Source organism: Streptomyces sp. NPDC002265, from assembly GCF_040296125.1.
GTDB lineage: Bacteria > Actinomycetota > Actinomycetes > Streptomycetales > Streptomycetaceae > Streptomyces.
Genome location: NZ_JBEOWS010000073.1, coordinates 1 through 20,115, shown reverse-complemented (window position 1 = coordinate 20,115; position 20,115 = coordinate 1). Strand labels below are relative to the sequence as shown.

Here is a 20,115-nt window from a genome sequence, read left to right as displayed (position 1 = left end):
GCACAGGAAGTTCGCAAAACGAGACGAGCATCCGAAATGTGTCGTTGGGGGAGCGCCGGGCGCAAGGCGGGATGGCCAGCGGAATACGTCCGCACCTATGCCCCGAGCCGGCGCAGCGCCTGTGGGGCCCACCGGATCGGGGCCCCACAGACATGTCTCGGCGAGGTGCCGTCAGCTCGTGAGCGACCGCCCGGTGCGGGACCGTGATGCCTGCTTGATGGTGTCGAGCAGGCGGTGCTGCACGAGCGCGTGGTCGAAGCCCGGTACTGTCCGGGTTCCCTCGCGGAGATCGATGGCCAGAGCGGCATAGACCTGCGCGACGTTGTGCGCGGGGCCCACGAGGCCGCCAGGCACCCCGTCGAAGTAGCGGCCGGGAATGTCGATCGGCGTGACGGCAGCATCGCTGCCGCGCGCACCTTCCAGGCGCAGGTCGGCCACCTGCAGATTGCCGTTGATGCCGGGAGCGGTCAGCACCAGATCGCCGTCGGTGCCGTTGATCTCCCAGCGCAGGTTGTCTCCGCGCGAGTGGGCTCCCCTGTAGAAGATCGAGGCGGCCGCGCCGCTGCGCAGTGTGCCGGTGACGGACACCTGGTCGGGCGCGGTGACCGGAATCGTGACGTTCTCGTCGGTGAGGCGGACTTCGGTGCGGCCCCGGACCAAATGGGCAGACACTTCGTCGAATTCCCCGAGTACGGAGTTCAGGGCGTCCAGGGCGTGCATGACCGGAACCTCGAGGGTGGCGGCGCCGCTGCCTTCGTCGAAGATGTACGCGTGTGAGCGGTCTGTCTCACCGCCCCAGGCGACACCCGATCCGACCAGTGTCGTGCCCAGCACCTTGCCCACGTAGCCGTCGGCGATCAGGTGGGCGGCGTGACGGACTGCAGGAGCGAAGCGCCCCTGCAGTCCGATGATCGTGTGCACCCCGGCTGCGCGGGCACGGTCCGCCAGAGCCGTGGCCTCGTCCATGTCGACGCCGAGCGGCCACTCGCTGTATACGGCCTTGCCCGCCTCCAGGGCTGCGGACACCAGGGCGTTGTGATGGCTGACCTTCACCGCCACGACCACCAGATCCACGCCGGGGTGGGCGATCAGGTCGTGGTGGTTGTCAAAGGCGTTCGTGACGCCGAACTTCCTGGCCGCTGCTTCTGCGGACTCGCGCCTGGTGGTGCTGATCGCACGGAGCTCGTAGTCGGACAAAGCCTGAAGGGCGGGCACGTGACCTATCGCCGCCCAGCCGTGGGGGCTGGCTCCGATGATGCCGACGCCGATCTTTGTCATGGTTCTCCTCATGCGATGGGGGGATTCCGCTACGCCTCCGATGCTCTCGCCGAGCTCATAGAGTGGGGGAGAGGCAGGTGATTCGTCTGGCATAGCGGTACAGGCACCACCGAGCCTCACATAGGGGGAGAAGCCGAACAAGAAGGCACTTTCAGGTGCCCAGGTATCCCGGAGGGAACCGTGGCGGTGACGGTCGTGGATGAGCCTCGTGTCCGTGCAGCTGGATCGCCGAACTGCCGAGAGGAGTCCCGCCCCTTGATCCGCAGTGTGCTGGAACGGGTCGGCGACAAGTGGAGCGTCGCCGTGGTGTGCCAGTTGGGCGAATCGACCTACCGGTTCAACGAGTTGCGGCGGTTGGTCAGCCCCATCACTCAGCGGATGCTCAGCGCCACGCTGCGCGGTCTGGAGCGGGACGGACTGGTGAGCCGCACCGTGCACCCCACCTCTCCGCCGCGCGTCGACTACGCGCTGACCCGGCGCGGACGGTCGCTGCTGGTAGTGCTTCGCGATCTCGCAGGGTGGGCCGAAGCTCACGCGGAGGAGATCGGTTCATCGCGTGCGGAGTTCGACGAGCGGGAGGCGTGACCTGGCAGGCGGCCGCGTCGGTCCCACTTCCTTGAGAGGGTGATCCGCGCGTAAGGCGCGGCGGCAGGGCGGCTCTGGCGCGACCACATCACCGTCATCGGTTTGACGAAAACCATAGGGAACTGCGTCGCCGCTACGCACAGATACTCCACGGAGCGGTCGAATGCCCGCTCCTGATCAGGGCGACCGCGAGCGCGTCGAGCGTCTCGATGGTCGGATTACCTCGGCCGACCTCCAACTGGGACGGCGTCGCCTCGTTCAAGCCTGTGCCCGGGCCAGTTCGGCGCTGCTCATCCCCCGCTGTTCGCGGCGCCGATGGATGTGCACCCATTGCGACCGAGGTGCTGCTCGCTGTTCGCGGTCGCCGGACGGCGGGGGCGTCATCACCGTTCCCCGTGTGCAGCGGCGGTCTAGGAGACGCGGATGCGGCCCCTTTCGACTTCAGAGCCGGCAGTACGACATCGACGAGGTCGCCGAGGCTGCGTACATGGGCGGTCACCCTACGGAGCCGCATGCAGTGCCTCCAGATGCGCGATGCGGAGCCCTTGGGTGTCGTTCTCCGAGGTCGCCGGCAGATCCTGCGCGATGGCCTTCGCGACCTCCGCACGCATTGTCTCCGTAACCTCCTCCCGGTCCTCCGACGTGTCCGGCCGGGCATCGGGATGCGGCGCGGTGAACTCGATCCGGGCCTGGCCTGGGAAGTGACTATTGGCGGCCAGGTCCAAGCCCTGAGCCCCCGCCGACGGCCTCGATCAGGTGGCCCGTGGTGCGGAGGGTGGCATGCGCGATGCGGGTCGGCAGGTCTGTGAACCTGGGCGAGCAACAGTCGGAAGGGTGCGGAACGGCTGCGAGAGCCGGAAGCCGGGGGTGGTGAGCGCTGGCGACGATCTTCCCGGACATGCGCGCGGCTCCGGTTCTCATGTCCGTGCGTCCGGATATCTGACTTTACGAATGGAATTGGTGAAGAAGGTATCGGTGCCATGTGATGCTGACGCTGGAAAGGCCGATAAAGAGGGGTGATCGCGAAGTGTTTTCTGGTCGAGCGTGGCGGTTGGTGAGGTTCGGTTCGCCGGTGGACTCCATCGAGCTCCAGCAGATGACCTGGCCCGAGCCCGAACCAGGGCAGGTGCTGGTCCGTGTGCGAGCGGCCGGGGCGGGATATCCGGACGCGATGATGGTCGCAGGCCATTTCCCGCTGCTGGGCGATCCGCCCTTCGGTCTCGGCGAGGAGGCCGCCGGCGAGGTTGTCGCCGTGCCGTCCGGCTCGCGGTTCTCGGTGGGGGATCAAGTGACCGGCATCACAGGATTCATCGAGGGTTGGGGCGGCTACGCCGAATACACGTATCTGCGGGAGGAGTCCACCGTCCGGATCCCGGCGCGTATGAGCACGGAGGAGGCCGGCGGATTCCCGATCGCGTTTCGCACGGCATACGCCGGTCTGATCGACCGCGCCCCGCTCGAAGCCGATCAGGTGCTCCTGGTGCTGGGGGCCGCCGGCAGCAGTGGTGGGGCCGCCGTGCAGCTCGGCAAGGCGCTCGGGGCAACAGTGATCGCTGTTGCCGGCAGCCAGGAGAAGCTGGACTTCTGCACACGTCATGGTGCCGACCACGTCGTGAATCATCGGTCCGACGATCTTCCCGCGCGGGTCAAGGAGATCACCGGTGGCCGGGGAGCGGACGTCATCTTCGACCCGGTGGGCGGCGGCATGGCCTCCACGGCGCTGGAAGCGATCGCGCGCAACGGGCGAGTGGTGCTCATCGGTGTGGCCAGCGGGAAGCCCGTGACGCTGGATCCCATGGACATGCTGCTCCGCAACTACTCGGCCGTGGGCGTCCTGGCCGCTCCCGGCAGCGCGGCAGATGAAGCGGTCGTATGGGAGCGTCTGGCGGATCTGGCGGACAGAGGTGTGCTCAGCACACCGGTGGGCCGTGTCTACGACTTCTGGGAGGTGCCCGGGATGATCGCTCAACAGACCGCGCCTGCCGCAGGAAAGTCCGTCGTGCGGATCACCCCGGAATGACGGAGTTCACCCGGGTGCGTGCCGGGGAACCGGCGCTGTATCCCTTCGGTGATCTCTCCACCCGCCATGCGACGCCGGTCCGCCCGTCGTGATCCGGCCGAACCGCCTTCTTCGGGCCGGAAGAACGGTAAGTCTGATCAGCGGCTGCATTTGCCGAACCGAGGGTAACGTGTACGCACAATTCGTGGACTCCTGAGCATTTCATTTGCGCGCGCAACTCTCTAATGTCATGAATGTTGGAAGGGTGCGCGACCAATGTGGCGCAGCATTTACTCCGTGAAGCCTGCCGGACGACGACTGGCGCGGATCCTTTCAGTCGAATTCATGGAATTCGTCAGGTAATGACGACCCGAGGGGAAGACGCATGTCTGCTCACAACTACAGTCAGCCCACCATTTTGTTGGTTCATGGGGCCTGGCACGGTGCATGGTGCTGGGACAAGCTGGTTCCGGAGCTCAAGGCGCGAGGGTGGGCCGTGGCGACAGTGGACCTCCCGAGCGCTTCGGCGGAGGCCGGGCAGCCAGCCGGCATGTACGACGACGCCCGCGTCATCCGCCAGAAGCTCGCCGCGATCCCCGGGCCCGTGGCCGTTGTCGCGCATTCCTACGGAGGAATCCCCGCGACGGAGGCGGCCGCCGACGCGGACAACGTCTCCCGCCTGATCTACCTGGCCGCGTTCCAGCTGGAGGAGGGCGACTCGCTGGGCAACCAGTCCGGCGGCGCCCTTCCGGTCGGTGACACCGGCACCCTGCCCCCGAACGCCGAGCACCGGGAGTACTTCTACAACGGGGTTACGGACGAGGATGCCGCCTGGGCGGCCGATCGGCTCGTGGCGCAGAGCATCAAGTCCTTCAGCGAGCCGCTGACCGCCACGTCCTGGAAGAACGTGGAATCCCGGTACATCGCCTGCGAACTGGACAACGCACTCCCGCTGGCGTTCCAGCAGGGGATGGCGGCGCGGTCGGGCAAGACCTACCAGCTGCCGTCGGGGCACTCTGCGTTTCTGTCGATGCCGAGCGAGCTGGCAGAGACGATCGCCCTCGCGATCCTCGACTGATCCGGCTGGAATGCCCCCTGCCGCCGCCGTCGGGGAACCGTGGTCGGCAGTCGGGAAGCATTTCGGAGTCCGCGCGGCGCTGCTGAGGTGCGGTACCCGCCCCTGAGGCGGCCAGTCTCTCCATGGTGGATGCACCACAGAAACGCCGTATCAGCGCTGCGTGGCGACGCCGCGGCCCCAGGGGCGATTCTCATGCGTGTTCCACATCGAGCGCCTTCCCTGAGCGTCAGCGAGATCGTCCACTGCGGAGACGGCCGGACTCACCGAGCTGAGCAAGTCCACCGCGTCTGCCCACGGGACCCTCGCGCCCAGGTCCGGGGCGCGGCAGCGCGGGGTGGGTGTGATCACCTGGTGGCCGTCCGGCACGGCGAGAAGCTGTGTCACATCTTGTTACTGCAGGTCACTGTGCCGTAATGCGTGGTGGTGCTCTGGTTTGCCTGTCGGGCGGGCGTCGGCGGGCGGGCGGCCGAACGGAAGGGCGGCTGGTGTCTGAGGTGGTGGTGATCGGTCGCCTGCGTTGGCGCAGCGCGGCCCGTCGCCGTCGGACAGGGCGACAGTCGTTCGCCCGGGGCCTGCTGCGTCCGGCTGAACCTGTGTCGGCGTCTGGGGCGGTGTTTGCATCGCAAGCGCGTCATGGTCAGGGTTGAGGATGCCGGCGGCCTTCGTCGGCGCGGTCAGCTTGCGCCCACGCAGCTCACGGAACCCCCCGGGGGATACCTCCCTGGGGGTTCGTCGTGTGCAGCGAGCCGGTGCCTCCTGCGTACTCCACCGATCACGAGCCCATGTTCAGCGGGCCGGTCGACGACGGGCAGTACAGGCCGCGCGCGGAAAGGCTCATCGAGCGCCGTTCCCTCTCGCTGAGGCCACCCCAGACTCCAAAGTCCTGGCCGGTCTTCAACGCCCACCGCAGACACTGCTCGATCACGGGGCAGCGGCAACAGACTGCCTTGGCCTCCTCACTCTGCAGCAGCGTCAAGCCGGTGTCGCCGACGGGGAAGAACAGGTCCGGGTCCTCGTCGCGGCAGACCGCGTCATGACGCCAGTCCATGTCGTCCTCCCACCTGGCCGAAACTCAGCGCCTCATCGACGTCTTGGATGAAGTCGAGTGGGTGCTGTGGAATCCTGAAGATCATCAGGGCCTCCTCAACAGGCTCTGTGCGTGGAATCAACTCGGGGATCACCTGGCCCCGAGATGCTGACGGTCCCCCGAATTCCCGTTCCGGGGGGCCGTTGGCCGTGTACGAGGAGCCAACGGCCCTGGCTGGCCCATGTGACGAGGGCGACCAGGACCGTGGGACCGCGACCGTCCACCGGTGAAGTTGCTCAAGCGTCCCGGACCGGCTGGGTCGGTACCTGCGGGCCACGGTAGTCAGACACCGTATCGGCCTGACGGACCCGACAGACATCGTTCGCCTCCTCAAATGCCTTGCCGCGCTTCGCCGTCGCCCTCGCATCGCCGGTGCCCTCGTTGTACTCGGCCCACATCCGGGACGTCCGACAGCGGGCGAGCAGCGCATTCTCGAACGGTAGGAGTCCCCTGGGTGGCCGGGATGGCTGCGCGTGTACGGGAAGTGGTCACATCGCGCTCTCCACGTCTGCCCTGGCCCGTGGAGCGGAGGTGCAGAATTCCAAGTCGTACGTCGACGCGACGAGTTGCCGTCAGGTGATGTGCCGCAGCAGCGCGGCGACCGCCGGCGGTGCCTCGCCGGGAGGCCGTACCACCATGATCTGCCAATTCGGGGCGTGCCGGTCGAACCGGTATTGGGGCAGATCGGGGAAGCGGTCCGCAATGGACTTGGGCATGATGCAGACGCCCAGGTCGTTGCGGACCAGTTCGGCTGCCGCGCCGATGTCGTTCACCTCGAACGTCGTGCCGTGGTCGACGCCTGCCGCCCGGAAGGCCCGGTCGACCGCGTAGCGGATGGCCCAGCCGGGTGTGAAGTCCACCAGCGGCAACCGGGCGATGTCGGCGAGCCGGACCTCGCCGTTCGGTGTCGCTCCGGCGAGCACCCGCCGGGGCGCCGCCAGCAGCACCATGTCCTCACGGGAGAGCAGCCGGGTCGTGAGCCCGCGCTGCTGTTGGCGGTCGAGCGCCACCACGGCCAGATCCACCGTGCCCTCACGCAGCGCCTGCCGGATGTCGGCGACGGCCGCCTGTCGCAGTTGCACGACCACGCCGGGATGCTCCGCACGCAGCGCGGCCAAGGCGTGGTGGAGTCCCGCCCATACCCCCTGCATCGTGCCGACCGTCACCCGCCCGCGCAGCTGCCCTCGTACGGCATCGACGGCCTCCCGCGCCAGTTCGGCGGCGCGGAGCGTCGCGCGTGCGGCGGGGACGAACGCCTCGCCGGCCGGAGTGAGGGCGACGCGGTGCGTGGTGCGGTCGAACAAGGGCGTGCCCAGTTCGCGTTCGAGGGCACGGACCGTGCCGGACACGGCGGACTGGACCACGTGCAGCCGTCGTGCCGCCGCCGTGAAGCCGCCCGTGTCCGCCACCGCGACGACGACCTCCATCTGCCGCAGATCCATCATCCGCTCCCTGCAAGCAGCGCTCCGACCGGCGCGAAGGCGACGGGCCTCGATCCTGCCTGCATCGTATGCGGGCGATGGGGCCTCCTGCGTGTGCGCCGGTTCATGCCGTGGCAGGTGCCCGGCTCACGTAGGACGGACCGAGGCCGCGGCTTTCCTCAGGCGCGGACCAGCGGCGTGTCGACCAGATGCTCGGCCATGAACCACGCCTGCCGTTCGCCGGTCCGGATCACCTGGGACACCAGCAGGTCGATGGTGCCGTCGTCCCCGTACTCGGCGGTCCGGGCGGTCGCGTCATGTGCGTCGACGAGGATCGTCTCGTGGGCCTCCAGCAGCCGGGAAAGCATGGCAGGTACCTCCTCCACGCCGTCCGGGGGACGCGGGATCGAGGTGATCTCGGCGACGTGCCGCGGGTCTCCCACCGCGACACCGCCCAGGGACTGGACGCGTTCGGCGAGGGTGTCGACGATGTCGAGCTGTTCGCTCGCGTGCTTGTCCAGGACCAGATGCAGCTGGTAGAAGGTCGCACCGCGCATCAGCCAGTGATGTTTCTTGTAGAGGCCGTAGAGGATCTGCGTGTCCGCGAGGACCTGGTTCAGGCGCTGGCAGGAGTACATCCGCGCGTCGTGGGTGAGGGCGATGGGGAACTGCTTGACGGTCCCGAACTTCTGGATCACTTCGCCCTTCTGGTGCAGCCGGGGCTGGCTGCTGTGCGAGGTTGGCAAGTCGGTGGTCATGGTCCGCCTCCTGCGGTGCCGTGCTGTGTGTACCCCGGTGACGCTAGGTGCCCGGTGGGGGGATGTCTTGACCGGTAGCGCATGCGGTGGCGCCCACCAGCGCACATTGCCGGTTCCTGTCCTCGGTGTCCGCTCTCGGGCAAGCATCCGTGCGCCTACGGACTCGGGTCCCCCGCCGGCCGCTCCAGCGTCAGCGGCACAGTCATGCCCGGAGAGCCGGCGGCACGAGGAGAGGCGTGAGCGTGAACGAGCAGACGGATGTGGTGGTCGTCGGGCCGGGGCCGGGCGGCGAGTACGTCGCCGGCACGCCGGCCGAAGCGGGACCGGACGTGGTGGGGATCGAGCCGGAACTCGTCGGAGGCGAGTGTCCGTACCGGAGGTGCGCGCCCAGCAAGATGATGATCCGGGCCGGGAGCCTGCCCGCCGAGGTGGGGCGGGCGTCCGCCCTCGCCGGTGAAGCGGTCGTGACGCCGGACTGGGTCAGGGTCGCCGGACGGATCCGTGACAAGGCCACCGACGACTGGAACGACAAGGTGGTCGCAGACCGCTTCACGGCCAAAGGCGGTCGGCTCGTCCGGGGGACGGGGCGCCTCGCCGGGCCGCGCCGTGTGACGGTCGGCGACCGCACCTTCGAGGCCCGGAGTGGTGTCGTGCTGGCCACCGGCACCCGACCCCCGGATCCCCCCCCCGGTGCCGGGTCTGGAGGGAACGCCGTACTGGACCAGATTTCGTTCCCCGTCGCCGCGGCCGGGGTCCTTCCGGCCGCCGGGTCATCGGCACCCGCGCTGCTCGCCGGTGTGCTCATGACGGCCCTGGGCACGGTGTTCACGGTGCCCCGCCGGTGACCAGGCGCCACGGCGTGATCCCGGGTCGGGCCAAGACGAAAGGGCCGCGCGGTCGGACCCCGTACAGGAAGTCTCTCCGCGCGGCCGCGATGCCGTCTGTCGCCTTGTCAGCCCGTCGTTCGTAGCGCCGTACCGATCAGATCGACCATCTCCTTCGGCCGGGACGGAGGTGAGCGCGGTGCGCGGTGTCAGCCCGCGTGGAGCGCCGTGCGCAGGACACCGGTGGCCAGCGTGATGGCGGCCTCGGCGGCATGGGTCTCGCGCAGCGCGTTGAGCATCACGAAGTCGTGGATGACGCCCTGGAAGCGCACGGCGGTGACCGGGACGCAGGCCTCGCGCAGCTTGTTGGCGTAGGCCTCGCCCTCGTCGCGGAGGACGTCGGCCTCGCCGGTGATGACCAGGGCCGGGGGCAGGCCGGTGAGCTGCTCGGTGGTGGCGCGCAGCGGGGACGCGGTGATCTGGGCGCGCTCGGCCTCGTCGGTCGTGTACTGGTCCCAGAACCACTGCATGCCGTCGCGGCGCAGGAAGTACCCGGTGGCGAACTGGTGGTAGGAGCCGGTGTCGAAGCTCGCGTCGGTCACCGGGTAGAACAGCACTTGCTGGACCAGCGGAATCCCGCCGCGCTCCTTGGCCATCAGGGTGAGCGCGGCGGTCATGTTGCCGCCGACGGAGTCGCCGGCCACGGCCAGCCGGGAGCCGTCCAGGTTCTTGGACGAGCCCTGCTCGACGACCCACTTGGCGACCGTGTAGTTCTGCTCGATGGCGACCGGGTAGCGGACCTCGGGGGACAGGTCGTACTCGGGGAATACCACGGCGGCGCCCGCGCCGACGGCGAGCTCACGCACCAGACGGTCGTGGGTGTGGGCGTTGCCGAACACCCAGCCCGCGCCGTGGATGTAGAGGATCACCGGCAGGACGCCCTCGGCGCCGGCAGGCTTGACGATGCGGGCCCGGACACTGCCTGTCGGACCACCCGGGACGGTTATCCACTCCTCGTCGACCGCCGGCTTCTCGATCTCGCCGGACTGCACCTCGTCGACCGCCTTGCGGCCTTCGGCCGGGGGCAGGTCGAAGAGGTAGGGCGGGTTGGCCGTGGCCGCGGCGAACGTGGCCGCGGCGGACTCCAGGACCGGCTGGACCGGTACGACGGCGTCGGACATGTGAATCTCCCGGGTTCATGTGGTGCGCCGGTCTCTCCGGCGAGGTGAGGCGGCTCCAGGCAGGCACAGAGGTCCGTGGAGTCGCCAATCGCGATGCTAGGCGCGCACAGGCGGCGGGAATTGTCCACGAGCGCACCGGAGCTGTCCCGACAGCGCAGGGAAAGGCGGTGCACTGTCGGAACGTATCCAGTGCACTGCTGGGGTACATCGACGCTTCGGCTCGAAATGGGGTGACGGCACATCAGTCGAGAGTCGCCGGGTCCGGGCCTTTGCGGCGCGCGGAGTTGTCGCCCGGAGAGCGGATCGGTCAAGGCTGGGGCGCGGTAATTGCGCGTCCTCCGATGGTCTCCTTGCGCCGCTGTTCACGCACATGGAAGTCGATGCCGACGCAATCGCCATCGACGCCGTTCATCCCGCAGGAGGCTGTCGAAAGGTGTCCACGATGCCCGTCGGTGGGCTGGTTCCCCGCGCCACCGACAACGCCGCGGGCCTGGTCGCCCGCAACGCGAAGATCCACACCGGAGACCCGGTCCGTCCGCAGGCCGAGGCGATCGCCATCCGCGCCCGGTGTCATCACGGTTGTCGGTGACGACCCTTCACCAAAGCCGCACACGACACCTGCGTCCTTGCAGAAAAGCCGCACAGTCTTGCTGTCAAGCCGCCACCTGACGCAATTACGCTGAATGGTCGGGGCCAACCGTGCGCTGTTCACCGGACAGGCCGTGAATCTGCCAGTCGCGAGGTGACATGCCGTAAGCGGCACGGAAAACACGGCTGAAATGACTGGGGCTCACGAACCCCCAGCGTCGGGCGATGGTCGCCACCCCGAGTCCCAGAGCCGGGGACCGCAGGAGATCCCGACGGCACCGCTCCAGTCGCTCCGTCCGGATCCACTCCCCGACGGTGGTTCCCTCCAGCTGGAACAGCTTGTGCAGGTAGCGCACCGAAATGAAGTGAGCGGTGGCGATCGCGGCGGGTGACAGGTGTGGGTCGGAGAGGTTCTGCAAGATGTGGTCCTTCACTCGCACCATCATGGCTGTGGCGGTTTCAGGAGCCTGAGGCCTGAAGCGGCCGCGCCGCTCGTTGATGACCAGTGCCAGCAGGTCGAGCCCGGTGGCGACGAACTGGCGGCCGACGCATTCGTCGAAGCCCGCTGCCTCGCGTGCCATGCGCGCGAAATAGGTCGCCACCAGTGCGGCACCTCCGTCACGACCCGAGAACGCACTCGCAGTCGACGCGTGCAGGTCTTCGTCCCGCACGCGGAGCTCCTTTCGAGGGAATTGAAAGGAGGTGAAGCGGAAATCGCCCTCAACTTTCTTTCTGAACACGCGAGACGAATCAGAGATGGAGAAGTTTCCCGGCTCTATCAGGCACTCTCTCCCGTCCTGCTCCTTGACGGCGCTTCCGCTGCGCTGAAGCGTGAGGATGAGGTATTCCTTCCCGTCCCTGGCTATCAGGCGCTTGCTGCGCGTCACCTCTTGAGAGCCGGCCTGGACGTCCGACACCTGTGTGGCGCCCAGTTGGTGGGTGACGATCCTCCCTGGTGACGGATCTGCCTCAAGGATATTGACATCGAGCGGTACGAACGTCTGGGACACCGCTTCATGCCAGCGCTCGCTGCGGTCGGCTGCGGACAGCTCTGCGGTGGACAGGACGACGGACATGGGGCCCCTTGAGAACGTCATCGACAGGCGGTTCGGATCCGGTCACCGGGCAGCCCGATCACCGAAGACCCGCCGTTCCTTCCGGGCCACCGTGCCAGCCGGCCCGGGCCCGGCACATCGCGTGAATCCGCTAGATCGGCCGGGAGTGACGGACGCCATGACTGTGCTGGCCATGATGGCGTTGCACTGGTTGGTATGGGCACCGATGTACTGGCAGATGCCCAGGGTGATCGGCAGCCGAAGAACAGCAGAAACGCGCCCGGGCAGGGGTCAGTTGCCGGTCGCGATCTGCTGGGCATGCCTGAGGGCTTCCTCCGGTGTCTGCTCGCCCGTCAGCGCGGACTGGATCGCGGTGTGTATCCCGGTCGCCGCCTTGGGCCACTCCACGCCGAGCTTGCCGGTACGGGGGCGCGCCGATTCCACGCTCTTGACGAAGGCAGCCATCGACGGGACCTGTTCGGCGTACCGGGAGGCCACGGTGGAGCGGGAGGGCACGGTGTAGTGCTGCTCGGCCAGGGTGAGCATGCTGGAGGAGTCGTTCAGGCAGGCGAGGACCTGGGCGGCCTTCTCCTGCCGTGCCTCGGATGGGTTGTGCGGAACCGTCCACACCTCACCGCCGAGCGGCGTGACCGGGGTCTGCCCGGTCCGGGGAACGGGGATGGGGGCCACTTCCCAGTGCAGGTTCTCGTCCTTGTTCAGGGCCGGGATCCGCCACGGACCGTTGAGCATCATGGCTGTCTTTCCGGTGGCGAACTGGTCGTGGACGTCGGCCTGCGTCCAGTTCAGCACCGACTTCGACATGGATCCGCTCTTCACCAGGTCAACCCACAGCTGGAGTGCCTGCGCGGCTTGTGGGGTGTCCAGTTGCCTCTCGTCCCCGCCGTTGGACCACAGGAAGGGCAGGAACTGCCAGCTGCCCTCGAAAGTGGCGTTCGCGTCGACCGCCATGCCATAGCGCCCGGGACGGGTCAGCTCGGCCGCAGCGGTCTTCAGCTCGTCCCAGCTCCTCGGCACGGCGACACCGGCCTTGGCAAGCATGTCCTTGTTGTAGAAGAGGGCGACCGTGCTGACATCGGGCGCGAGCCCGTACACCTTTCCCTGGTAGGTGCCCGCTGACAGGATGCCCTTGGCGAAGCCGCTGGAGTCGATGCCGTACTGGTCCAGGGGGGTCAGCACGCCGGTCTGCGCGATCTGTTGCAGGTCGGGGTTGTCCAGCATCAACAGGTCGGGAAGCGTCCGCGACGACGCCTGCCGCAGGACCTTGGGGATGAGCGACGCCGCCGGAACGCTCGTCTGCTCGACCTTTACGCCGGCGGTCCTGCCGCAGGCGGTGAGTATCTCGCCCCATTGGCTGTGTTCGGATTTGTCGGTGTAGTAGTCGAGCGCAGTGATGGACGTGACCTCGCTGGTGGCGGACCCGGTGCCGGTTCGGCCACCACACCCGGTGGCGGCCAGTGCCAGGGCGATGGTTCCGGTCAGGACGGCGTCCATCCGCCGCGTCGGCCGTCTGGCCAGTGAGATCATGTTGGTGCCTTTGCCGAGGGACGTCTCCCACGCATGCTATAGGGCTCTGCACGAAGACGTGCGACCACCTCTTTGCCCTGCTCAGACGGGCTGTTGGAGCTCGTTGCCGTCGCCGCGACCGGGGTCCTGCCCGGCGGCTTCCCGGATCATCGCCACCACGGCGTCGGGCTGCGACAGTACAACGGCGTGTGAGCCGTCCAGCAGGTGCTCGGTGGCCGCCATGCGTTGTGCCATGAAGCGCTGAGCGATGGGGTTGACCATCCGGTCTGCGGTCGCGATGGCGTACCAGGACGGCTTTGAAGCCCATGCCGGCTCGCCGGCTCTGCCGGTCAGCGCGCTGTGGGCGATCGGGCGTTGCGCCACGGACATCACCTTGTTCAGTTGGGGCGGCAGGTCGGCGGCGTACACCTGCGGGAACCGTTCCTCACTGATGTAGAGCTCGCTGTCCGGGCCGCCGGGAACCTGCGCCGGTAGGTCGGTGGCGAAGGTCGCGTCGGCCGCCGGCATGGAGGGAAACCGGCTTGTGATGTCCAGGACGCACTCGCCGGTGTCGAGGCCGAACGCCGCGACATAGCACAGTGCCACGACGTTGTCGGCGTCGGTGGCGGCGTGCGTGATGACCGCGCCGCCGTAGCCGTGGCCGACCAGCACCACAGGGACCCCGATGTCGCGCACCACGCTCCTGATGTAGGCAGCGTCCTGCGTCAGGCCGCGCAGCGGATTCGCCGGGGCGCGCACGGTCGAACCGGCAGCGTGAAGGAGGCTGATGACCCCCGCCCAGGACGAGGCGTCGGTGAACGCCCCGTGCACGAGCACGATGGTCGGCGGTGGGGGGACAGGTGGCATGGCAGTGCCCTCCGATCGAGTTCGCTGTCCCAGCCAAGTGGGTTCAGGCGCGGAGGGGCATCGCGTGAACGTACCAATCATCCTCAGGACCGGTCAGCGTCGGGCATGGCCATGACCATGTTGGCGAGCTGGACCCGGGAGTTCACCGCCAGTTTGCGGAAGGCGGAGGTCAGGTGTGTGTTGACGGTATGCGGGGAGACGACGAGCATGTCGGCGGCCGACCGGTTGGTGTGGCCCTCGGCGATCAGGCGCGCGACCTTCTTCTCCGAGGCCGTGAGGGCGCCCCATCCCTGGACGGGGCGCTGCTTGGTCACCGCCCTTCCGCTGCCGGCCCCGGCGCCGTCCCGGCCGGGCCGCAGGCGGGCCGCCGCGGCGTGGGCGCCTGACTCGGCGAACATGGCGTGAGCCTGGGTCAGGGCGGCCGCTGCCTGAGGTTCTCGGCCCGCTGCGAGGAGTGCCTGTCCGAGATCGGCGTACGCTGCGGCGCGGACCAGCGGGCGCGGGCTTGCCTCGAGCAGTGCTACAGCGTGTTCGAGGAGGGCGAGATCGTTCTTGGCGAGCCCAAGGGCCTGGGCCGCGATGCCCGTGGCGGTCGGGGTGGCGGGGTTGCGTTCGGCGTGTGCCCCGGCCTGTGCGGCCAGGTCCTCGGCGAGCTCCTGATCCGCACCGCGCAGGGCCATGCGTATCGCGGAGTCGACCCAGTCGCGCAACAGCCGCCAACGCATGAAGTCACCTTCTCGCTGCACCTGCCGGATCTTGTCGACGGCAAGCCCGATGTCTCCGTCGGCCTCGGCGTGGACGGCTTCCAGGAAGCGCACCGCGGCCGTGTTGCCCGGGTTCGGTTTGGCCACCAGTTTTACCCGCGCCGCGGCCAGGTGTTCCCGTGCTGCTTCCCGGTCGCCGCGCAGCAGGGCGATCCGGGAGCGGATCACGCGAGCGTTCACCTGCTGGACGGGTACCTGTACGTCGTCTTCCAGACGCTCCACGGTCGTGAGGTCGGCGTCGGCGTCGTCGAGCCGGCCGAGCCCCAGATCGTGCTGGCCCTGCGCCCACAGCATCATCGCCTGACGCATCGTCCCGGCGTTGTCGGCTGCTTGCAGGAGCAGTCGTCCGCCGGACGCGAAGCCGTCCATGTGCAGGTGCGCGACGATCTCTTCGGGAAGGAATGCGGAATCGATGGTGCTGAGCGCAGCGAAGCGCTCCAGAGCGATGGCGTTGTCACCCGCGTTCTGTGCGATCTCGCCGAGCCCGGACAGGGCCAGCACGTGCGCCTCCCGGTCACCGATCGCGGTGGCGGCCCGCAGCGCGGCTTCCCCGGCCTCACGGGCCGCGGCGAGATCCTGCCCCCGGGACAGAGCCAGCGCCCGCAGGGCGGCCAGCCTCGCCCCGGCCTCCGGAGCGGCGCCTCCGGCGGCGAGGGCCGATTCGGCCCGGCGGCGCAGCTCATCGGCGAGATCCAGGTTCCACAGCGTCGCACCGAGGGCGGCCTGCAGCCGGCTGAACACCTCCAGCGACGGCCGGCAGGCCAGCAGTCGGTCACCGATCGACAGCGCCTCTCGACTCCTGCCGGCTCGGGTCAGGCAGAGGATCGCCTGCTCACCCACCTCGAACCTCAGCGGCCGTGCGGGCGGCACCAGTTCGAGCGCACGCGTCATCAGGTCGGCCGCGAGCCCCGGCGTGACCGGCAGCACACTCTCGGCGGCTCGCCGCAGCAGCGCCACGGCCTCCTCGTCTCCGGGCAGAGCGCCCCTGAGGATGTGCGGCACCGCGTCGATCGGCTGGTGGCCCGCGGCCACGAGGTGGCCGGCAGCCTCCCGATGCAGAGCCTTCCGTGCCGATGGCGGGACGTCGACGTAGACGGCCTGGCGCAGCAGGTCATGTCGGAAGACCAACTGGTCGCCGTCGTCGTCCAGAAGTCCGGAGCGCACCGCCTCCTCGAGCGCCGAGATCAACGAGGCGGGCGGTCGGCCGTACAGCGCGGCGGCGTCGTGGAAGCCGAACCTGCGCCCCAGCACGGCTCCCATCTGAAGGAAGCGCAGGGTGCTCGGCTGAAGGGATTTGAGTCTGCCGCGCACACCCAGCACGAGCGTCGAGGGCACGAGTTCCCCCGAGACCTCGGTGCCGTCCAGTCCCGCGAGCATCTCGACCGCGAGAAACGGGTTCCCTCCGGCCCCGTCGAGCAGGTGCCGTACCCGCTCGTCGACGGCCGCTCCCAAGGTGTCGGCGGCCAGCTGGCGGATGGCCGCGCCGGACAGCGGCCCCAAGGGCACAGTGACCGCCGGAAGTCCGCCGGCCGCAGCCGCGACGATCTCTTCCGCCGGCCCGGCGGGATCCGGTCGCCCGGCCAGCATCCACAGGACCGGCGAGGTCCTCAGGCGTGCCGGGAGCTGCTTCAGGGCGAACCGGCTCAGCGGATCGGCCCACTGCGCGTCGTCCAGGCCGATCAGCACCGGCGCACTGCAGGCTCTGCCTTCGATCGCCTCCGCGAGGCGCTCCACCAGCCAGATCCGCTGATCCTGATTCCGCGCGAGATCGGCGAAGGCGTCGTCGGACAGCAGCGGCTGGTCGCCGTGCAGGACGCAGGCCGCCAACGATGAGAGGGGCACAATGTGGTGCAGCTCGTCGGCCTTGCCGAGGCCGACGGAGAATCCCGCCGCCTCGGCCCTGGTGACGGTCTCGGCGAGCAGCGTGGTCTTGCCGATGCCCGGTTCCCCCTGGATCAGGGCCAACCCGCTGCTTCCGGTGCGGGCCACAGAGGCGATCAGTGCTTGAAGTTCTTCGAGTTCGGCCTCTCGGCCGCGCAGACCGCTACGGGTCAGCGATTCGCCCGACCCCACCCCTTACGCCCCTTCCGGCCCGCAGTCGCCGGCCGGAGCCAGGACCGGTCCGACGCCGATGAATGGCCGCACCGTTCGGCAGTGGATCCCTTCTCCCGAGAGCGTGGCATGCGAAGCGGTCACTCCGCGTGTTCGCGGGCGGCTTTCAGGCGGGCGAGTCCGACCCGGGAGGCGATGTTGAGCTTGGTGAGCGCGTACCACAGGTGCGAGCTTACGGTGTGCGATGGGACCGCGAGACAGCGCGTGACCTGCCGGTTCGTGAGGCCTTCGGCCACCAGCCGGAGCAGCGCGGCCTGCGCTCCGGGGCGGTCGGCTCCGGCCCGCCGCCAGGGTCGGCAGCCGCGGGTTGCGGGCCGCCCGCCGCTTCGCCCTGATGCCGGCCGGCATCACAGGCTCGCCGTACCCGGCTTCGCCGCCGCCCGCTGTCGGCGCTCTGTGGTCCAGTAGAGGAGAGCCATGAAGGGGAGAGCGGCGCCGAGGGCGGTCAGGGCGATCCAGCCTCCGGTGTGATACACGACGGAGCCGAGTTGCGAGCCGACCGCGCCGCCGACGAAGAACAGGGCGATGAAAGCGCTGTTGAGGCGGGCGCGGGCAGCGGGGTCGAGCTGGTAGACGGTGTGCTGGCTCAGGATGAGGGTGGTCTGCACCGCCGTGTCGATGAGGATCGCGGCCAGGGCGATCAGTACGACGCTGTGTCCGCCGAACCCGGCGAGCACGAAGGCCAGGGCGGCGACCACGAAGGCGATGCCGGTCATGGGGCGTACGAGCCCCCGGTCGGCCCAGTGCCCGGCGAACGGGGCGACGGCCGCACCGGCCGCGCCGACGAGGGCGAACACGCCGACCCCGACCGGGGAATAGTGGAAGCGGGGACCGGTCAGGAGGAAGGAGACCGTGGTCCAGAACGCACTGAAGGCGCCGAACATCGCCGCTTGGTAGAGGCCACGGCGCAGTAGTACCGGGTGCGTGCGCACCAGCCGGACCGTGGAGCGCAGCACGTGGTGGTACGGGATGGTGGTGGTCGGCGCGTGCCGGGGCAGGGCCGCGCGCAGGGCCATGGCGAGCACGGCCATCAGGGCGGCCGAGCCGAGGAAGACGACACGCCAGCCGGCGAGGTCCGAGACCAGACTGCTCACCGTGCGGGAGAGCAGGATGCCGGTGAGCAGGCCGCTCATCACCCGGCCGACGATGCGGCCGCGGGTGTGGTCGGGAGCGAGGCCGGCGGCGAAGGGCACCAGGATCTGGGCGACGACTGAGGTGGCGCCGCTGACCAGCGAGGCGATCAGCAGCATGGGGAAGCTGGTGGCGAGTCCCGCCGCCACGAGGGCGAGCGTCGTGACGGTCAGCAGGACGGTGATCAGGTTCCGCTTCTCCAGCCGGTCGCCGAGCGGGACCAGGAAGAGCATGCCGATCACGTAGCCGACCTGGGTCAGCGTGATCAGTGTGCCGACGGTGGCCGTGCCGGTGTGGAAGACACCGCTCAGCGAGGACAGCAGTGGCTGGGCGTAGTAGAGGTTGGCGACGGTCATGCCGGAGGCGACGGCCAGGAGCGCGACCAGCCAACCCGGCACGCCCTGAGGGGCCGCCGGGGTTGCCGGCCGGCGCGAGCTCTGGAGATCGGACGAGGCGGACATGTGCACCTTCTTGACGGGGCACGCCGGAAGGCCGGCGTAGATGGACGTGCTGTGGGTGGCCGGCAGCTTCCTCGATGCCGTCACACAGGCACAAGCGTCGGTCCGACCCCGGTGCTTCCCCATCCGAGGCGATGGTTCGGGATGTCAGCCATCTCCATCAGAGATAGGCCCCGCAGAGTCGTACCGCCGGTGGCCCGGGGCCCGCCCGCGGCGGCAGAAGCGACCGGCGCTCGCGGCGGCCGAGCCGGCGATGGACCGCAGACGTGGACAGCACCTCAGGGGCGGCCGGCGGAGGCGTGCTGTCTGCCGGTGCGTCACCAGTGGTCCGTCCGCGCCCGCGAGAACTGCCGACGACGGGTGCTTTCGAAGAGCCTCGCGTGCAGCGTGTCGAGACACGTTTCCGTTCGGGCGCTTCCAGGCAATGAGCGGTGCGCTCGTGGACAACAAGGGGCGGAACGTTCGCCTTAGCGTGCTGACATGCCGTGCGGCGAATGTCGCGCGCCAGTCACTCCGGACGAAGGAACGAGACCTTGCCGTACATCACCGTGGGTCAGGAAAACTCCACCACCATCGATCTCTACTACGAGGACCACGGCAGCGGGCAGCCGGTCGTCCTCATCCACGGATTCCCGCTCGACGGCCACTCCTGGGAGCGGCAGAGCGCCGTGCTGCTGGACGCGGGCTACCGCGTGATCACCTATGACCGCCGGGGTTTCGGGCAGTCGAGCCAGCCGACGACCGGCTACGACTACGACACCTTCGCGGCGGACCTGAACACGGTCATGGAGACCCTCGACCTGCGGGACGCCGTCCTGGTCGGCTTCTCGATGGGCACCGGCGAGGTCGCCCGCTACGTGTCCGCCCACGGCACCGCCCGTGTCTCCAAGGTCGCCTTCCTGGCCTCGCTGGAGCCCTGCCTGCTCAAGACGGACGACAACCCCGACGGGGTCGCCCCCAAGGAGTTCTTCGACGGCATCGTCGCGACCGTCAAGGCGGACCGCTACGCGTACTACACCAATTTCTATAAGGACTTCTACAACCTCGACGAGAACCTCGGTACCAGGATCAGCGAGGAGGCCGTACGCAACAGCTGGAACGTCGCGGCGGGTGGTGGCTTCTTCGCCGCGGCCGCCGCGCCGTCGACCTGGTACACCGACTTCCGGGACGACATCCCGGCCATCGACGTACCGGCCCTGATCCTGCACGGCACGGGCGACCGGATCCTCCCCGTCGAGGGGACCGCGCGCCCCTTCCACAAGGCGCTGCCGTCCGCCGACTACGTGGAGATCGAGGGCGCCCCGCACGGGCTGCTGTGGACTCATGCGGAAGAGGTCAACTCCGCGCTCCTCGCCTTCCTGGGCAAGTGACCCGGCCGCAGGCCCGCGCGACGGGCCTGCGGATC

At 68.9% G+C, this 20,115-nt stretch carries 18 protein-coding genes; 6 read left to right on the top strand and 12 right to left on the bottom strand.

Annotated features, from left to right (window positions below; all coding sequences use genetic code 11):
• Positions 1-171: 171 nt before the first annotated feature.
• Entirely contained in the window at positions 172-1,278 is a 1,107-nt protein-coding gene (locus ABT085_RS15775; protein WP_351607062.1) for a Gfo/Idh/MocA family protein, read from the bottom strand.
• 255 nt (positions 1,279-1,533) lie between these two features.
• Here ABT085_RS15775 and ABT085_RS15770 point away from each other — a divergent pair, with 255 nt between their 5' ends.
• Positions 1,534-1,863 (top strand): winged helix-turn-helix transcriptional regulator, encoded by a 330-nt coding sequence (locus ABT085_RS15770; RefSeq protein WP_351607018.1) that lies wholly within the window; start codon positions 1,534-1,536, stop codon positions 1,861-1,863.
• Positions 1,864-2,363: 500 nt separating this feature from the next.
• Here ABT085_RS15770 and ABT085_RS15765 read toward each other — a convergent pair whose 3' ends face one another.
• Positions 2,364-2,588 carry a hypothetical protein gene (locus tag ABT085_RS15765; protein ID WP_351607015.1) on the bottom strand — a complete coding sequence of 75 codons (225 nt, stop codon included), beginning with the start codon at positions 2,586-2,588 and terminating at the stop codon, positions 2,364-2,366.
• A gap of 260 nt (positions 2,589-2,848) precedes the next feature.
• Between ABT085_RS15765 and ABT085_RS15760 the strand changes: the two genes are divergently transcribed.
• Positions 2,849-3,883 (top strand): quinone oxidoreductase family protein, encoded by a 1,035-nt coding sequence (locus tag ABT085_RS15760; protein WP_351607060.1) that lies wholly within the window; start codon positions 2,849-2,851, stop codon positions 3,881-3,883.
• Positions 3,884-4,247: 364 nt separating this feature from the next.
• Positions 4,248-4,940: an alpha/beta fold hydrolase gene (locus ABT085_RS15755; RefSeq protein WP_351607013.1), complete on the top strand. Its 693-nt coding sequence runs from the start codon at positions 4,248-4,250 to the stop codon at positions 4,938-4,940.
• A 772-nt stretch (positions 4,941-5,712) separates the two neighbouring features.
• Here the strand turns inward: ABT085_RS15755 and ABT085_RS15750 are convergent.
• From ABT085_RS15750 to ABT085_RS15740, 3 genes are all read right to left on the bottom strand, one after another.
• The gene (locus ABT085_RS15750) at positions 5,713-5,988 is read right to left on the bottom strand and encodes a WhiB family transcriptional regulator (RefSeq protein WP_351607011.1); all 276 of its coding nucleotides are present in this window, start codon (positions 5,986-5,988) and stop codon (positions 5,713-5,715) included.
• 611 nt (positions 5,989-6,599) lie between these two features.
• Positions 6,600-7,469 (bottom strand): LysR family transcriptional regulator, encoded by an 870-nt coding sequence (locus tag ABT085_RS15745; RefSeq protein WP_351607008.1) that lies wholly within the window; start codon positions 7,467-7,469, stop codon positions 6,600-6,602.
• A 158-nt stretch (positions 7,470-7,627) separates the two neighbouring features.
• Complete coding sequence (locus tag ABT085_RS15740) at positions 7,628-8,206, bottom strand: Dps family protein (RefSeq protein ID WP_351607005.1); 579 nt, start codon at positions 8,204-8,206, stop codon at positions 7,628-7,630.
• A gap of 242 nt (positions 8,207-8,448) precedes the next feature.
• Between ABT085_RS15740 and ABT085_RS15735 the strand changes: the two genes are divergently transcribed.
• Positions 8,449-9,051 carry an FAD-dependent oxidoreductase gene (locus tag ABT085_RS15735; protein ID WP_351607002.1) on the top strand — a complete coding sequence of 201 codons (603 nt, stop codon included), beginning with the start codon at positions 8,449-8,451 and terminating at the stop codon, positions 9,049-9,051.
• A 188-nt stretch (positions 9,052-9,239) separates the two neighbouring features.
• Here the strand turns inward: ABT085_RS15735 and ABT085_RS15730 are convergent, their stop codons facing one another.
• Positions 9,240-10,211, bottom strand: coding sequence for an alpha/beta hydrolase (locus ABT085_RS15730; protein WP_351607000.1), 972 nt, complete (start codon positions 10,209-10,211; stop codon positions 9,240-9,242).
• Between the two features lie 442 nt (positions 10,212-10,653).
• Here ABT085_RS15730 and ABT085_RS15725 point away from each other — a divergent pair, with 442 nt between their 5' ends.
• A complete protein-coding gene (locus ABT085_RS15725; protein WP_351606998.1) occupies positions 10,654-10,800 on the top strand; it encodes a hypothetical protein in 147 nt (48 codons plus the stop codon).
• 85 nt (positions 10,801-10,885) lie between these two features.
• Here the strand turns inward: ABT085_RS15725 and ABT085_RS15720 are convergent, their stop codons facing one another.
• The 6 genes from ABT085_RS15720 to ABT085_RS15695 all read right to left on the bottom strand — a co-directional run bounded on the left by ABT085_RS15720 (position 10,886) and on the right by ABT085_RS15695 (position 18,650).
• A complete protein-coding gene (locus ABT085_RS15720) occupies positions 10,886-11,875 on the bottom strand; it encodes an AraC-like ligand-binding domain-containing protein (protein ID WP_351606995.1) in 990 nt (329 codons plus the stop codon).
• A gap of 270 nt (positions 11,876-12,145) precedes the next feature.
• Positions 12,146-13,399, bottom strand: coding sequence for a sugar ABC transporter substrate-binding protein (locus ABT085_RS15715; protein ID WP_351606993.1), 1,254 nt, complete (start codon positions 13,397-13,399; stop codon positions 12,146-12,148).
• A gap of 81 nt (positions 13,400-13,480) precedes the next feature.
• Entirely contained in the window at positions 13,481-14,245 is a 765-nt protein-coding gene (locus ABT085_RS15710; RefSeq protein ID WP_351606991.1) for an alpha/beta hydrolase, read from the bottom strand.
• 83 nt (positions 14,246-14,328) lie between these two features.
• Complete coding sequence (locus ABT085_RS15705; protein ID WP_351606988.1) at positions 14,329-17,082, bottom strand: ATP-binding protein; 2,754 nt, start codon at positions 17,080-17,082, stop codon at positions 14,329-14,331.
• A gap of 119 nt (positions 17,083-17,201) precedes the next feature.
• Positions 17,202-17,357 carry a LuxR C-terminal-related transcriptional regulator gene (locus ABT085_RS15700; protein ID WP_502982735.1) on the bottom strand — a complete coding sequence of 52 codons (156 nt, stop codon included), beginning with the start codon at positions 17,355-17,357 and terminating at the stop codon, positions 17,202-17,204.
• A 111-nt stretch (positions 17,358-17,468) separates the two neighbouring features.
• Positions 17,469-18,650, bottom strand: a complete 1,182-nt coding sequence (locus ABT085_RS15695; RefSeq protein ID WP_502982739.1) for an MFS transporter — start codon at positions 18,648-18,650, stop codon at positions 17,469-17,471.
• A 593-nt stretch (positions 18,651-19,243) separates the two neighbouring features.
• Between ABT085_RS15695 and ABT085_RS15690 the strand changes: the two genes are divergently transcribed.
• Positions 19,244-20,080: an alpha/beta fold hydrolase gene (locus ABT085_RS15690; RefSeq protein WP_351606983.1), complete on the top strand. Its 837-nt coding sequence runs from the start codon at positions 19,244-19,246 to the stop codon at positions 20,078-20,080.
• Positions 20,081-20,115: the final 35 nt, after the last annotated feature.